Source organism: Paenibacillus diazotrophicus (assembly GCF_042610465.1).
In genome coordinates, this window is record NZ_JBGJZN010000005.1 from 45044 (window position 1) to 59712 (window position 14669).

Below are 14669 nucleotides of genomic sequence, written 5' to 3' on the forward strand. Positions count from 1 at the left end.
CATGGGCAAAAAAAGCAGCAATATGGTTACGCGCAGCATGGGTGAGGGGGCTCTTTTCTCATTGGTCATGCTGCTCGTGATCCTGTACATCATGTATACATATGGATATCTACAGCCGTTCGAGGATTGGGAAATCGGTGTGAGGACAGCGGTATCGCTGATTCTGCTGCCGGTGGTATTCGGTATCGTCTTCGGCTTCTACCAAGGATTCCGGACCAAGCGGAAGCTGGAGCTCCTGCGGGCTACACTCGTAGCTTGGGAGAAAGGCAATCTCACTCCGGCGATGCCGGAGCTGGGTAATGATGAGCTGGGCCGGCTCAGCGAGCAGCTCAGCCGGATCAGCGGCAAATGGGAGAATCAGGTGAATACGCTACAGCGGCTCTCGACGAACAACGCCAAGCTGGCCGAGCAGGCCCGCGTCACAGCGATTATGGAAGAACGGCAGCGACTGGCGCGGGAACTGCACGATGCCGTATCGCAGCAGCTGTTCGCGATTTCCATGACAGCAACGGCAGTAGGGCGAACGCTGGAGAAGGACTTTGACAAAGCGCAGCGGCAAATTGCGCTGATTGAGGAAATGTCTGCCGTCGCCCAGTCTGAGATGCGGGCGCTCCTGCTGCATTTGCGCCCGGTCTATCTGGAGGGCAAAGGGCTGCGGCAGGGGCTGCAGGAGCTGATCAAGGAGCTGGAGATCAAGGTTCCGATCAATATTGTGTTCGAGATGGATCCGGATGTGCAGCTGATGAAGGGCATTGAGAATCACTTGTTCCGCATCGTGCAAGAAGCTATATCCAACACCTTGCGCCATGCCAAGGCGGAGAAGATGGAGATTCGGCTTCACCGCCGGGGCGATACCGTCCGGCTGACCCTGCGCGACGACGGGATCGGGTTCGAGATGGATGAGAGCAAGCAGACATCCTACGGGTTGTCGAACATGCAGGAGCGGATTATTGAGACCGGAGGCTCGATCCAGTTCATTACCGCACCGGGCAAAGGCATGCGGATAGAGATTACCGTACCATTAGTCAATGAATAGGAGGCAAGGGTACCATGGAGATGGAGGAAGCGGAAGCGATCAAAGTACTGCTTGTGGACGATCACGAAATGGTCCGGATTGGACTTGCTGCGGTGCTTGGCACCGAGGATGGGATCGAAGTGGTAGGTGAGGCAGGAAGTGGGGAAGAAGGCATACGGCTGGCCCAGGAATACAATCCGGATGTGGTCCTGATGGATCTGGTTATGGATGGCATGGATGGGATTGAAACAACGAGACAGCTTCTGAAGCTGTACCCGGATTGTAAAGTAATTGTGCTTACAAGCTATCTGGATGATGAGAAAATGTATCCGGTGATTGAAGCCGGCGCATTCAGCTATCTGCTGAAAACCTCGCGGGCCAGCGAAGTGGCAGATGCCATCCGCGCTGCTGCAAGAGGCCAATCGGTACTGGAGTCGCAGGTCGCATCCAAGATGATGAACCGGTTCCGGTCCAATGCCAAAGGCGGAGAAGCCCCTGCCTATAAGGAACTTACGGAACGCGAGATGGAAGTGCTGAAGCTGCTGGCTCAGGGCAAATCCAACCAGGATATCGCGGATCAGCTTATTATTGGGATTAAGACTGTGAAATTTCATGTGACGAATATTCTTGCCAAGCTGGGTGTGGAGGACCGTACCCAAGCGGCCATTTATGCTTATAAGAACGGACTTGCGGAATAACCGCAGGTATAGAATCTCTTTTCCTGGATATCCTGTTTAGTAGATTACTAGACCGGATAGAGAGGGAGATTGATGATGAGGAACAGAGGAACAGGCAGAGGTGCAGGCAAAGGGATACTGCTGATGATCGGGTTATGTGTGGCGGCCGGTCTTATGGCTGGATTCCGCAGTGCTGACGCTACCGTAGATGCAATCTCGGCTGAGGTCGTAACTTCTGCTGAAGACACTGTGTCATCCTATCAGTCTACTTCCTCAGCAGCTATACATGCACCTTCACCAAAGGACGCTTCCTTCGTCCCAACCAGGGTTTCATCTCAAACTGCAGCAGACTCGGGTACTGGCAATCTTGCGGATTCCATCGAGCGTATGGCTAGTCTTGGCACTGCAGTTACGTTGCCGGATTCACCGCTCCGGTTTGTCTTGAAGTGGCAAGGCGAATATAGCAGCGACACATCCGGCGTACTTGCTGATGAAGCTGCGCAGAACCTGGCAGTGAAGCTTGGGCTTGGAGTGGTCAGCCGATCTGACGAAGACGGGCATATGACCTCCCGCGCAGCTGCGGAGTTGGCCGGAGCGAATGTCTCACTCTTCTGGAGTGAGCTGGGAGGCGGACGCAGCTATGTGATCGTGACCTTCGAGACGGCGGATCTGCTGGATACGCCGGAGCTCCCGGCCGCTGCGGAAGCGGCTGGGCAGAAGCTGCTCCAGGTGGGCATAACGGCCGAGTGGAATGCCTCGCTGCAAGGTACCGCGAGGGATCAGAGCGGGCCGGAAGCCGCATTATTTTCAATAGAACAATCCATCGAAGAACAGCTCCCCGGAATGAATCCGGAAGAGAGCTACGAAGACGACACTACATACAGCCGCACTTACAGTGTTCCCGGCCTGAAGCGAACGGTCACTAGCGGCAGTCATTCGATTGCACTGCAGTTGGCCGTCCATAAGAACGGCAACAATCATACTAACCGGGTAACGCTTGGAATGCCTTTAATTACTATTGAATACTGAGCAGGGGATTTCTATACTCCATGCTATACTATATATCCTGAAAAGCCGTTACACGGACCTTATATCCTGTGGCGGCTTTTTGTTATACGGGAAGGCTGACGTCCAGAACTTCCGCATGTGGGCTCCGTGTTTGCGGAGCTTTTGGCATAACGGTATAATAGGTTTGTGAATGCTGGACTGTGTTGTCCTATAAGCAGTTGTCCATAAACAGATAAGAAAGAGTAATGGAAATTTGCGAAATCCCGAGAAAAACTGTCAGGAATGTGATAGCATACTTCCGGCGGATATGATAAAATGACATCACGCCGTCGATGTATTCTATGAACTATCCGGCGCTGAGAATGATTGTCAACTATATTACATACAGAGAGATGAGGAGCCATGGCTGAAAATCAAACCCTTGATGCACTGCATACACCCGGTGCTGTATTCTTTATCTTTGGGGCAACCGGAGATCTAGCCCGCCGCAAGCTTTTCCCGGCGATTTACAGTTTGTACCGTGAAGGCAAGCTGACCCATGATTTCGCGGTCATTGGCGTGGCTCGGCGTCCCCGTACCCAAGAGGAATTCCGTGAAGATGTGAAGGAATCCATTCATGAATTCTGCCGCTACCAGGCTGGAGATGCAGCCGAATGGAATGAATTCGTACAGCATTTTGAATACAAGTCTTTGGACATCAATAATATTGACGGCTTCCGTGAGCTGAATGCGCAGACCGAAGCATTGGAAGAGAAGTTCCATATTCCAGGCAACCGTATGTTCTATCTCGCCCTCGCTCCCGAGCTGTTCGGCAGTGTCTCGTTCAACCTTAAGGCTGGCGGCATGCTGCAGACACGGGGCTGGAACCGTCTAGTGATTGAGAAGCCGTTCGGCTACAATCTGGAATCCGCAGAACAGCTAAACGAGCAGATCCGCCAGGTGTTCAAGGAAGAAGAGATCTACCGGATCGATCATTACCTGGGCAAGGAAATGGTGCAGAACATTGAAGTGATCCGTTTTGCCAATGCCTTCTTCGAGCCGCTCTGGAACAACAAGCACATTGCCAATATTCAGATTACGCTTGGTGAAACCGTTGGGGTAGAAGAACGCGGCGGATACTATGATCATGCCGGTGCGCTGCGTGATATGGGCCAGAATCATATTCTGCAGCTGCTGACGATGATTGCAATGGAACCGCCAAGCCGTCTTCTGGCTGAAGATATCCGTGATGAGAAGGTTAAAGTATTGCGCTCGCTGCGGCCTTACGCTTCCTCAGAGGAAGTTCATGAGAATGTGGTGCGTGGACAGTATACACAAGGACTCTACAAAGGCAAGACCCTTCCGGCTTACCGCCAGGAAGATAAGGTGGATCCGGAGTCGAACACGGAGACTTATTTTGCGGCCCGTATTTTTGTAGACAATTTCCGCTGGGCAGGGGTACCGTTCTATATCCGTACGGGTAAACGTCTGCCTGTGAAAACAACGGAAGTAGTGGTGGAGTTCAAGGGTATGCCGACCAACGTGTATTTGGGTCAAAAGCATAAACTCGAGCCGAACCTGCTCGTCATCCGTGTCAATCCGATGGAAGGCATCTACGTGAAGATCAATGCCAAGAAGCCGGGCTCGGAATCGGAGATTCAGCCGCTCGCTATGGACTTCTGCCAGAGCTGCATGGTTGGGATCAACTCACCTGAGGCTTACGAGCGTCTGCTGCATGATGCCGCGCGCGGAGATTCAACCTACTTCACCCGCTGGGATGAAGTCTCGTCGGCCTGGTCCTTCGTGGACCGCATTGCAAAGGCCTGGAAGGAAGGCACAGGTGATCTGGCGTCCTATCCGGCAGGCTCCTGGGGTCCGATCGAAGCCGATCAGCTGCTGGCCCGTGAAGGCTTCCACTGGTGGCCGGTTAACGGACAGGATGAAGACAACGTGGTGTGGCAGGCTAACAGCTAGTTCATCGCGTAATTGATATGTGGTGTGAAGAGAATCGCCCTTGCAGTCGCCTTTGATGGCTGTAGGGCGATTCTTTTGCGTTGTCTCCACTTCATGCAGGTTAACTATTCCCCAGATAATTTACCAACATCTTTGCCATCCGCCGCTTTTATGTAGATAATCTTCACCGGATTTTGTTATACTGAAAAGGATGCTTTCACCAGAAGCGGAAATGTAACGGTAACGGTACTGTGGCAATGGCAAATTCACCAATAAAGGGGTTTGTACAAATGAGCAGAGCACCGATTTGATGGGTACCCGGTAATTGAAGCAGAAGCATGAATTTATATGTGAAGGGATAAGTGCAAACCATATGGCACCGGATCAGAAGCTGCAAAAGGAAGTGGACAAACGCAGAACATTTGCGATCATTTCCCACCCGGATGCGGGGAAAACAACATTAACGGAGAAGCTGCTGCTGTTCGGCGGCGCGATCCGATTGGCGGGTTCGGTTAAGGCCCGTAAAGCTAGCAAACATGCGACCAGTGACTGGATGGAAATTGAGAAGCAGCGCGGGATCTCTGTAACTTCCTCCGTGATGCAATTTGACTATCTGGACCACCGGGTGAATATTCTGGATACCCCAGGTCACCAGGATTTCAGTGAGGACACCTACCGTACCTTGACGGCTGCGGATAGTGCGGTCATGTTGATTGACGTAGCTAAGGGTGTGGAAGCACAGACAATCAAGCTGTTCCAGGTCTGCGCCAAACGGGGCATTCCGATCTTTACATTCATCAACAAGCTGGACCGTGAAGGCCAGAGTCCGTTCGAGCTGATGGAAGAGCTGGAGAATGTACTGGGCATCCGCTCCGTACCGATGAACTGGCCGATTGGCGGAGGGCGTGAGCTCTGCGGCGTATACGACCGGATGAAGAATCAGGTGGAGCTGTTTCAGGGCGACGATCATTCTGTAATTAAGGTGCAAAAGGTAGACAGCTACCAGGATCCGATCATCCGTGAGATGGCCGGGGATTACCTGCATGACCAGCTGTGCCAGGATTTGGAGCTGCTTGACGTGGCGGGGGATCCCTTTGATTATGAAAAAGTACTACGCGGTGAGCTAACACCGGTATTCTTCGGCAGTGCGATTAATAATTTCGGCGTGCAGACCTTCCTGGACAACTTCCTGGAGCTGGCACCGAAGCCAGAGCCGCGCCGGAGTACGGTAGGTTCCATTGAGCCGACGAACGATAAATTTACCGGCTATGTCTTCAAAATCCAGGCGAACATGAACCCGGCCCACCGTGACCGGATCGCCTTCCTGCGGATCGTATCCGGCAAGTTCGAGCGCGGGATGAGTGTTAAGCATGTTCGTGCGGGTAAGGACATTAAGCTGTCCCAGCCGCAGCAGTTCCTGGCGCAGGACCGCGATATTGTCGAGGAGGCTTTTCCGGGGGATATTATCGGGCTGTTCGATCCCGGAATCTTCCGCATTGGAGATACGCTTAGCCAGGCCGGAGATATTGAATTTGACGAGCTGCCGACGTTCTCGCCGGAGATTTTCTCTAAAGTAAGCATCAAGAACGCACTGAAATCGAAACAGTTCCAGAAGGGAATCGACCAGCTGACCGAGGAGGGCATGATCCAGGTGTTCCGCACGGTCAACTTTGACGATATTCTGCTGGGAGTTGTCGGGCAGCTGCAATTCGAGGTGTTCGAATACCGCATGAAAGGCGAGTATGGCGTAGACGTTCAGCTGCAGCGGATGAGCTATCAGTTCGCGCGCTGGATTGTAGATGAGAATAAGCCGGATGCAAGCAAGTTCCGCATCAACTCCACGCTGGTCACCGACAAAAAAGGCAACTATGTTGTGCTCTTCGAGAACGAATACGCGATGCGTACAGCCATGGAGAAGAACCCGACCGCGAAGTTCCTGGAGACGGCTCCTTGATGGATCGACCTGTGCAGCAAGTTAAGACCGAGTACCGCTGATCTGGAATAACGACGAGGCAACTATGGGGCTACACATAGCACCAAAGAGATGCTCTTTGTCAAAAAACCTCCGCCTCCACATGTGCAGCTGCAATGTGGAACGCGGAGGTTTTTTGTTGAACTAGCATTCCTGCTAGGAGGTGATGGATCCTGGGGTGATCTTCTCCAAATGATTGTGCAGCATCGAGACTAGAGCATCCTGTTTGGCATGGTCCAGGTCTTTCCACATCATTTCGAATACAGCACCCAGTCCGGGTAACGCCGTTTCCGGCCCATCCACAGAGCCTTCAATCATCTGCCGAAGGTCGGCTTCAGACTGTCCGTGCACTTTATGGATAATCGCCTGTCGCAAATCAATGGTAACCGGCATAGAGAGCCTCCTTAAGTTTTGTGGGTATTCCAAAGTTCAGCTTGTACGGCCTCGTTATAAGATGCCCTGAATGTGCGGTGAAAATTCAAGTTTGGGGCTCCTTATGCTATACTGTGTGAGATGCAAATTGCTACGGGAGGTACAGAAATGGCTGCAAAAAAACAATATGCCGTAATCGGCATGGGACGTTTCGGCTCAAGTGTCGCCAAGGCGCTCAGCGGCATGGGATTCGATGTGCTGGCGATCGATGCCGACGAGCAGCGCACACAAGAAATCTCCAGCATTGTAACTCATGCGGTATCTGCGGATTCCACAGATGAAGAGGCACTGCGCGCACTGGGCATCCGCAATTTCGATGTGGTGGTAGTGGCGATTGGGGAAAATATTCAGGCTAGCATTCTGACGACGTTAATCCTGAAGGACCTTGGCGTTCCGGCGATTCTGGTCAAGGCCAAAAGTGAGCTGCACGGCAAAGTGCTCAGCAAGATTGGCGCAGATAAAGTGATCTATCCCGAACGCGATATGGGCATGCGGGTAGCGCATCATTTGGCTTCCCCCAATATTCTTGACTACATCGAGCTGTCACCCGATTACAGTATTCTTGACATGAAGGTCTCCGGACCGATGCTCGGCAAGAACCTGCAAGAGCTGAACATCCGGGCCAAATACGGCTGCAACGTTATGGCCATCCGAAGGGGCGAGGAGATGAACATTTCCCCCAGAGCCGAGGATCGGCTGGTCGAAGGTGACGTACTTGTTATCGTTGGCCGGAAGGACAATCTGACGAAAATGGAAATGGCATATCAATAGTCGCAACACGGAATAGAAAGGTAGGACCCCATGGAAATTATGTCCCCCCAAAATACACGGGTGAAGGAATGGGCTGGTCTTCAGGAGAAGAAGCACCGTGACAGAGCCGGTAAATTTATTGTAGAAGGTATCCATTTGGTGCAGGAGGCGCTGCTTGCTGAAGCTGATGTGGAATGCCTGGCCTTTGACCTGGATAAAGGCATGCCTGCCGAGCTGAAGCCCTTGCTCCAGTCGGTGCAGGGTATGGAGGTGATTGGCGTATCGGCAGCGGTTATCGCCAAGTGCAGCAGCACCGGGACACCGCAGCCGGTGTTTGCCATTGTGCGGAAGGAACAGCAGGGACTGGATGTCATCCTCGCGAAGCAGGACAGCTGGGTTATGGTGCTGGACGGGGTTCAGGATCCCGGCAACGTGGGGACGATCATCCGCAGTGCCGATGCCGCAGGTGCGGACGGTGTGATCCTCGGCAAAGGGTGCGCCGATCTGTACAATCCGAAGACCATCCGTTCCACCATGGGCTCAATGTTCCATCTCCCGGTTGTGGAGGGGGACCTAAGCGCCATTCTGCCGCAGGCCCGTGACCGCGGGTCGCTGCTGGTCAGCACCTCGCTGACGGGAACGGATTCCTGCTACACCCATGATTTTCACGGAAGTCAGTGGCTGCTGATCGGCAGCGAAGGTCAGGGCATCTCCCCACAGACGGCAGCCCTCGTTGACAAAAGCATCATCATCCCGATGGCCGGCCGGGCCGAATCGCTCAATGCGGCGATGGCCGCGACGATCCTGCTGTTTGAGGGGATGCGGCAGCGGGGTTTAACAAATAAATAATTCCTGTGAGTCCTGATGATCAAGACAACTTGATCCATCAGGACTTTTTGTGTAAACAAAGAAGCTGCGGTAACTCTCAAGACGAGTCAAGGCAGCTTCTTTACGAATATCATTTATGCTCTAACCAGAATTGTATATTGATACGGATTCAGATGAATCTTTATCTGACCTTCTTCCACTACGGCTGCTTCTCCGGTGAATGCATTTTTCCAATTGCCCTCAAGCACCTGGGACAGCGTTACCAGCTCCTCTGAAGGATTCATCCAAATGGTAAAGTGGCTATGCTCGTCATAACGTTCATAGATCAGGGAGCGTTCGTGCTCAGTGCTCTTTAGAAAGCGAAACTGCCCGGTCTGAAGAACAGGATATTTTTTGCGCATTTCAATCAGCTGCTTATAGCTTTGATGAAGATCCAGATCCTGTTTATCTTCCTCCCAGATCATACATTTCCGGCAATCCGGATCATCTCCGCCTTCCAATCCGATTTCATCGCCATAAAAAATGCAAGGGGTTCCCGTAAAGGTAAGCAGGAAGGCGATAGCCAGCTTCAGCTTTCGTGTATCGCCACCAAGCTGGGTGAGTACACGCGGGGTATCATGGCTTGCCATCAGGTTGAACAGGACCTCATTAGCTTGCTGCGGATACCGCATCAGGAGACCGCCGATATGTGCTGCGAAGGTACTGGCATCCATCTCCGCAGTCTGCAAAAATTCAATTAACCGTTCCGATAACGGATAGTTCATTACGGAATCAAATTGATCACCTTCCAGCCAGCGCATAGATTCATTCCAATTCTCACCAATGATATAAGCTTCCGGGTTGATGGCTTTGATCCGGCTGCGGAACTCCTTCCAGAAGGCATGATCAATTTCATTAGCCACATCGAGTCGCCAGCCGTCTATACCTGCTTCCTTGAGCCAATATTCAGCAATATCCAGCAGATACTCGCGGGTTTCCGGATTGGCCGTATTCAGTTTAGGCATTTGTGCAAAGAAACCAAAGGCATCGTAATTAGGTTTTCCTTCTTTGACCTGGACCGGAAACTCGTTGATATGAAACCAATTCACATATCTGGAGCTTTCTCCATGCTCAATCACATCTTTGAATTGCGGAGAATTGGCGCTGATATGGTTAAAGACCGCATCCAGCACAATGCGTATTCCCCTGGCATGGGCTTCCTTCACCAGTTCCTGCAGGAGCTTCAAATCGCCAAAATGCGGGTCAACTTTTTTATAGTCCGTTGTATCATATTTATGGTTGGTTGGAGCTTCAAAGATCGGAGTCAGATAAATTGCGTTAATCCCCAGATCCTCCAAATAATCCAGACGCTCTATAATACCTTGAAGATCACCGCCAAAAAAGCTCTCTACAGTGGGTGTATCTCCCCAAGGTGATAGGTCTTCCGGGTCATTGCCGGAATCACCGTTCGCAAAACGGTCAGGCATGATCTGATAAAATACCGCCGACTTTGCCCATTCCGGTGCTTCAAATAAGTCGATCTTATGAATATAGGGCCGGTCAAAAAAGCCGTTTGGAGCTTCAGGTTCTTCTGTGAAAATCCCTTTTTCGGTCATCCATACGTTATCTTCTCCAGAATGAAAGCGAAAGGCGTAAGAGAAACGGCGGTGCTCCGGCCGTACAGCCGTCTGCCAATAATCGAAGAAACGGTCGGTCGCCACCTTTTGCATTTCGTGTTCGTGATGATAGGTTTCCCAGTCATATTTATCCCCTGTCAGAGCAAAGACATGATCCACGTCCTGCTTCTTAGTTCTTACGCGTAAGTGAAAGGTATCTTTATCATAAAGATACGCCCAATTGCTATGAGGAACATGATGAAGACATTCCATATGAATGTTTGTAGTATACTCATCAGAGTTATTAGCTTGTTTATTGGGGCTCATCTAGGTCCCTCCTGTATAGGTTTGGTTGTATCTTAGGTACGTTATTGTTGATGAACTTTGAATTTCTAAGGCAAAGTTAATTCTGTAGCCACTTGTATATGCGCCTCCATTTTGTGTAAAAATTTATATAAATTTTTACACCAGCTCCTCTGGAAGTAAACATTTTTGCAAAAAAAGTTTCACCGGTATGGTTGTTTGGAGTGGATCTGCTGATTGCACCAGAAAGAGGCGGCCAGACTCTCCGGGCTAATGTCTATGGAAGCAACCTCTATGCCTGTTTCCTGCTCTTTTCTGTACAGATTAACTGTTTCATCCTTCAGGCACCGGGTAAAGTAAGAGTGCAACAAAATACTCAAAACCCGAAAAGGAGAGATTTCGAAATGGCACAGAATCAGAATAATGATAAGATGAGCCGTGAAGAAGCAGGACGTAAGGGTGGAGAAGCGACATCAAAGAATCATGACCGTGAATTCTATCAAGAGATTGGTGAAAAAGGCGGAGAAGCCCGGGGTCAGCGTAATAATTCTGACAGTGATGACGGCAAAATGAGTCGTGAAGAGGCGGGCCGCAAAGGTGGAGAAGCCCGTGCCAAACAGAGAGACAACTAAGTAAATAAGCAATCCTCGATGGATGAAAATAATGAAAACAAGGCCAAGATCTCTTCGGAGGTCTTGGCCTTTTGCTCTGGCAGCTAGATGGTCCATAGGCGGATAGGGACAAAGTGTTTTTTTATTTCATATTAAATTTTAACTTTGACTTTCAAAGAAATCCCATATAATATAGCTAATATGATTAAAAATGATAATCATTATCAACCAAGCGATAACGATTATCAAGGAAGTAGATTATACATACAGGGGGATTTGCAAAGTGAACAAAAGATTATTGAGCTTAATTATGCTTATGGTTGTCGTACTGATTGCAGCAGGCTGTGGATCTAACAACGCAAATAACTCAGCAACGAACGGAGGAACGGCAAACAATGTTGCCGCAACAAATGCTGCTGCTACAGATGCACCCGCGGCAGATGCTTCAAGTGAAGCTGTTACTGGCCCTATTGTTGTGAAGGATGCCAAAGGCGAGATTACGCTGGACAAACCTGCACAAAAGGTTGTAGTACTGGAATGGACATTCACAGAAGATGTTATTGCGCTCGGTGTCCAGCCGGCGGGCAATGCAGATAATGAAAACTATAAATTGTATGTAACCTCAGAAGCACCGCTCGATGCGGGTGTGATGGATGTAGGTACCCGTTCCGAGCCGAATCTGGAGACGATTGCATCCTTGAAGCCGGACCTGATTATCGCAAATACGGATAGCCACGATGCCATCTATGAACAATTGAAGGGAATTGCGCCAACTCTGATTTTTAGTCTGTATCCGCCTGAAGGGCAGGGCGATCAATATACGCAGATGGAAGATATCTTCAAAAACATCGCAGCAGCTCTCGGTAAAACAGCAGAAGGTGAGAAGGTGCTTGCTGATTTGGATGCACATTATTCAGAAGCCAAGACCAAACTGGCTGCAGCAGGCAAGGAAGGCCTGAACTATGTGCTGACCCAGGCATACAGCTATCAGAATGCAGCGACGATGCGTCTTTTTACAGACAACTCCCTAGCAGTACAAACATTGGACCGGATTGGCCTGAAGAACGATTGGAAATCTGATAAATTCGAGGCTTACGGATTCAGCACATCGACGGTTGAAGCTTTGCCTGCGGTCAAAGACACGAATCTGCTCTATATCGTCCAGAAGGATGATGATATCTTCTCGAATGAACTGAAGGACAATTCAGTCTGGAATGGCCTGGATTTTGTAAAAGAAAAACGCACCTTCGGATTGGCCAGCACAACTTGGGTATTCGGCGGTCCTGTCTCCTCCAAAGTGCTCGTGGATGAAGTAGTAAATACATTAACGAAATGAGCACCCTGATGAATAACACAACGGGCAAAAGAACCTCGACCGGGATGACCTGGCGGCTGATTGGGATATTTGGGGGCGGCATTGCCGCCCTCTTCGTTGTATTTATACTTAGCCTCTGCTTTGGGGAGGCCAAGCTTCCGGCAGCAACCGTATGGAATGGCCTGTTGCACCGCCAGGATCGGATGGAGCACAATCTGCTCTGGGATATCCGGATGCCGCGTACAGTCATTGGCATTCTGGCCGGGGCCGCGCTTGCAGCGGCTGGTGCTGTGCTTCAGACCATAACGAAAAACCCGCTCGCCTCCTCAGATACCCTAGGGATCAATGCCGGAGCTTATTTTATGGTTGTTCTGGGGCTGGTTACTTTTCCAGCTTTGCAGCAACAATATCCGTTACTGCTTGCGGCAGCAGGAGGATTACTGGCGGCACTCGCTGCCTACGTCTTGAGTGGCGGCCGTAAGGCCACACCTGTACGCCTAGCCTTGTCAGGCATGATTGTATCCATGGTGCTCGGAGCGTTCACATCGGCCCTTCATATTTTCTTTCAAACAAAAACGCAAAATCTGTTTTTGTGGGGTTCAGGCTCTTTGGTTCAGCTGGACTGGGACGGGGTTCGGTATGCCTGGCCATTTGTTATTGCGCTGCTCGGCATTTCGGTGCTCGCAGCAAGGCAGTTCGATGCCCTTGAGCTGGATGAGTCTACCGCCCGTTCACTCGGGCAGCGTGTAGGCTTAACCCGTGCGGTGGGGCTGGGCATATCAGTGCTCATGGCAGCGATTGTGGTCAGCGTGGTAGGACCTATTGGCTTCGTCGGATTGGTCGCTCCCCATTTGGTCCGGCTTAGCGGGATCCGCAAGCATCGTCTGCTTATTCCTGCTAGCGCACTCTGGGGAGCCCTGCTCATTACAACAGCAGACACGCTGGCCCGTATGGTGCGGAGCAATCTGGGAGAAATGCCTGTCGGTGCGGTGATGGCGATAATTGGCGCGCCGTGGCTCATTTGGCTGGTGCTCACCAAGATGAAAAATATATCCGGCCCAGCCGCCGGGCAGTCATCGATGAATATAGGAGGGGCCGCACTGCGTATGCGTTTTGCCCCGACTGCCATATTCATGACCTTGCTGCTCATCGTAACTATCCTTGTGAGCTTGTCGCTTGGGGGAACTAGAATCCCGGTTTCCGGGTTGCTGGAAAGTCTGGTTGGCGGGAGTGATCAATCGTATTCCGTCCTGCTCCATTTACGGCTTCCCCGCACACTTGTGGCCGCTTGCGGCGGTATTCTACTTGCCATCAGCGGTGTGTTGATCCAAAGTGCTGTGCGTAACCCGCTTGCCGATGCATCCATTATCGGTGTAACCTCTGGTGCCGGGTTCGGTGCGCTAACCGTGCTGGTGGTGTGGCCGGGGCTCCCGATATTTGCCCTTCCGATTGCCGCCATAGCGGGTGGGGTTATCGCGGCAGCTCTTGTATTTATGCTCGCATGGCACAAATCCTTGAATCCTTCTGTCCTGATCCTGCTTGGAATCGCAATCTCAGCCGTCGGCTCGGCAGGCATACAGGCCATGATTGTCAAAGCCAGTCTTTGGAACAGTACAGCGTTTATTTGGCTGACGGGTTCAACCTATGGCCGGAGCTGGGATCAATTCTATAGTCTGTTTGCATTTTTGCTTATTCTTGTTCCGATTGCTTATTATTTGGGACGGAAATTTGATCTGCTGGCATTTGGTGATGAGAGTTCAACGGGCTTTGGCCTGCCGGTTCGCGGAACGAGGCTGTGGGCGATGATTATCGGTGTTTTGCTTGCTGCAGGAGCTGTTGCAAGTGTTGGGACGATCGGTTTTCTGGGACTCATGGCGCCGCATGCGGTCCGGATGATGATCGGGCATCACACAAGACGCTCCATTATTTTGTCAGGACTGCTAGGCGGACTGTTGCTTGTCATTGCTGATACGGTTGGGAGAACGATAATAGCGCCTACAGAAATTCCGTCCGGGCTGATTATTATGCTGATTGGAGCACCGTATTTCTTGTTCCTGATGTACCGCTCGCTTATTCCTGTCAAGAAATAGCGCTAACTTAGAGCGTAATGGAATACGGAATTCTTAATAGAAGATAATCTTATACATGAGCCGCTTCAGTTAATATTACTTGCTGAAGCGGCTTATTTATCATTGACACCAAAGTGTATAATAAGGAACTGAGATTATTAT

The 14669-nt window shown here is 50.9% G+C and carries 12 protein-coding genes; 10 read left to right on the plus strand and 2 right to left on the minus strand.

All coding sequences use genetic code 11. The annotated features are described in order from the left end of the window. Position 1: 1 nt before the first annotated feature. From ACAN54_RS19255 to ACAN54_RS19275, 5 genes are all read left to right on the plus strand, one after another. Entirely contained in the window at positions 2-1036 is a 1035-nt protein-coding gene (locus ACAN54_RS19255) for a sensor histidine kinase (protein WP_379158896.1), read from the plus strand. A 20-nt stretch (positions 1037-1056) separates the two neighbouring features. Continuing rightward, positions 1057-1713 (plus strand): response regulator, encoded by a 657-nt coding sequence (locus ACAN54_RS19260; RefSeq protein ID WP_379159859.1) that lies wholly within the window; start codon positions 1057-1059, stop codon positions 1711-1713. Positions 1714-1788: 75 nt separating this feature from the next. Further along, positions 1789-2721, plus strand: a complete 933-nt coding sequence (locus tag ACAN54_RS19265) for a YwmB family TATA-box binding protein (protein WP_379158899.1) — start codon at positions 1789-1791, stop codon at positions 2719-2721. Positions 2722-3102: 381 nt separating this feature from the next. Beyond that, complete coding sequence (gene zwf, locus ACAN54_RS19270) at positions 3103-4653, plus strand: glucose-6-phosphate dehydrogenase (protein ID WP_379158902.1); 1551 nt, start codon at positions 3103-3105, stop codon at positions 4651-4653. 352 nt (positions 4654-5005) lie between these two features. Further along, positions 5006-6586 carry a peptide chain release factor 3 gene (locus ACAN54_RS19275; RefSeq protein ID WP_379158905.1) on the plus strand — a complete coding sequence of 527 codons (1581 nt, stop codon included), beginning with the start codon at positions 5006-5008 and terminating at the stop codon, positions 6584-6586. Between the two features lie 174 nt (positions 6587-6760). Here ACAN54_RS19275 and ACAN54_RS19280 read toward each other — a convergent pair whose 3' ends face one another. Further along, positions 6761-6997 carry a small acid-soluble spore protein SspI gene (locus ACAN54_RS19280; RefSeq protein ID WP_379158908.1) on the minus strand — a complete coding sequence of 79 codons (237 nt, stop codon included), beginning with the start codon at positions 6995-6997 and terminating at the stop codon, positions 6761-6763. A 120-nt stretch (positions 6998-7117) separates the two neighbouring features. Here ACAN54_RS19280 and ACAN54_RS19285 point away from each other — a divergent pair, with 120 nt between their 5' ends. Next, positions 7118-7807, plus strand: coding sequence for a potassium channel family protein (locus ACAN54_RS19285; RefSeq protein ID WP_379158911.1), 690 nt, complete (start codon positions 7118-7120; stop codon positions 7805-7807). Positions 7808-7837: 30 nt separating this feature from the next. Then, on the plus strand, positions 7838-8635 hold the full coding sequence (locus tag ACAN54_RS19290; protein WP_379158915.1) for a TrmH family RNA methyltransferase: 798 nt from the start codon (positions 7838-7840) through the stop codon (positions 8633-8635). 113 nt (positions 8636-8748) lie between these two features. Here the strand turns inward: ACAN54_RS19290 and ACAN54_RS19295 are convergent, their stop codons facing one another. Next, a complete protein-coding gene (locus tag ACAN54_RS19295) occupies positions 8749-10536 on the minus strand; it encodes an alpha-glycosidase (protein WP_379158918.1) in 1788 nt (595 codons plus the stop codon). Positions 10537-10916: 380 nt separating this feature from the next. Between ACAN54_RS19295 and ACAN54_RS19300 the strand changes: the two genes are divergently transcribed. From ACAN54_RS19300 to ACAN54_RS19310, 3 genes are all read left to right on the plus strand, one after another. Then, positions 10917-11144 carry a KGG domain-containing protein gene (locus ACAN54_RS19300; protein WP_379158921.1) on the plus strand — a complete coding sequence of 76 codons (228 nt, stop codon included), beginning with the start codon at positions 10917-10919 and terminating at the stop codon, positions 11142-11144. Between the two features lie 262 nt (positions 11145-11406). Continuing rightward, positions 11407-12459 (plus strand): ABC transporter substrate-binding protein, encoded by a 1053-nt coding sequence (locus ACAN54_RS19305; protein ID WP_379158924.1) that lies wholly within the window; start codon positions 11407-11409, stop codon positions 12457-12459. Between the two features lie 8 nt (positions 12460-12467). Next, the gene (locus tag ACAN54_RS19310) at positions 12468-14528 is read left to right on the plus strand and encodes an iron ABC transporter permease (protein WP_379158927.1); all 2061 of its coding nucleotides are present in this window, start codon (positions 12468-12470) and stop codon (positions 14526-14528) included. Positions 14529-14669: the final 141 nt, after the last annotated feature.

What these genes read in the sequence shown, in the direction of transcription:
- ACAN54_RS19310 (WP_379158927.1), top strand. Translation starts at nt 12,468, where the DNA reads ATGAATAACACAACGGGCAAAAGAACCTCGACCGGGATGACCTGGCGG.
- ACAN54_RS19295 (WP_379158918.1), bottom strand. Translation starts at nt 10,536, where the DNA reads ATGAGCCCCAATAAACAAGCTAATAACTCTGATGAGTATACTACAAAC.
- ACAN54_RS19300 (WP_379158921.1), top strand. Translation starts at nt 10,917, where the DNA reads ATGGCACAGAATCAGAATAATGATAAGATGAGCCGTGAAGAAGCAGGA.
- ACAN54_RS19290 (WP_379158915.1), top strand. Translation starts at nt 7,838, where the DNA reads ATGGAAATTATGTCCCCCCAAAATACACGGGTGAAGGAATGGGCTGGT.
- zwf (WP_379158902.1), top strand. Translation starts at nt 3,103, where the DNA reads ATGGCTGAAAATCAAACCCTTGATGCACTGCATACACCCGGTGCTGTA.
- ACAN54_RS19255 (WP_379158896.1), top strand. Translation starts at nt 2, where the DNA reads ATGGGCAAAAAAAGCAGCAATATGGTTACGCGCAGCATGGGTGAGGGG.
- ACAN54_RS19260 (WP_379159859.1), top strand. Translation starts at nt 1,057, where the DNA reads ATGGAGGAAGCGGAAGCGATCAAAGTACTGCTTGTGGACGATCACGAA.
- ACAN54_RS19280 (WP_379158908.1), bottom strand. Translation starts at nt 6,997, where the DNA reads ATGCCGGTTACCATTGATTTGCGACAGGCGATTATCCATAAAGTGCAC.
- ACAN54_RS19275 (WP_379158905.1), top strand. Translation starts at nt 5,006, where the DNA reads ATGGCACCGGATCAGAAGCTGCAAAAGGAAGTGGACAAACGCAGAACA.
- ACAN54_RS19285 (WP_379158911.1), top strand. Translation starts at nt 7,118, where the DNA reads ATGCAAATTGCTACGGGAGGTACAGAAATGGCTGCAAAAAAACAATAT.
- ACAN54_RS19265 (WP_379158899.1), top strand. Translation starts at nt 1,789, where the DNA reads ATGAGGAACAGAGGAACAGGCAGAGGTGCAGGCAAAGGGATACTGCTG.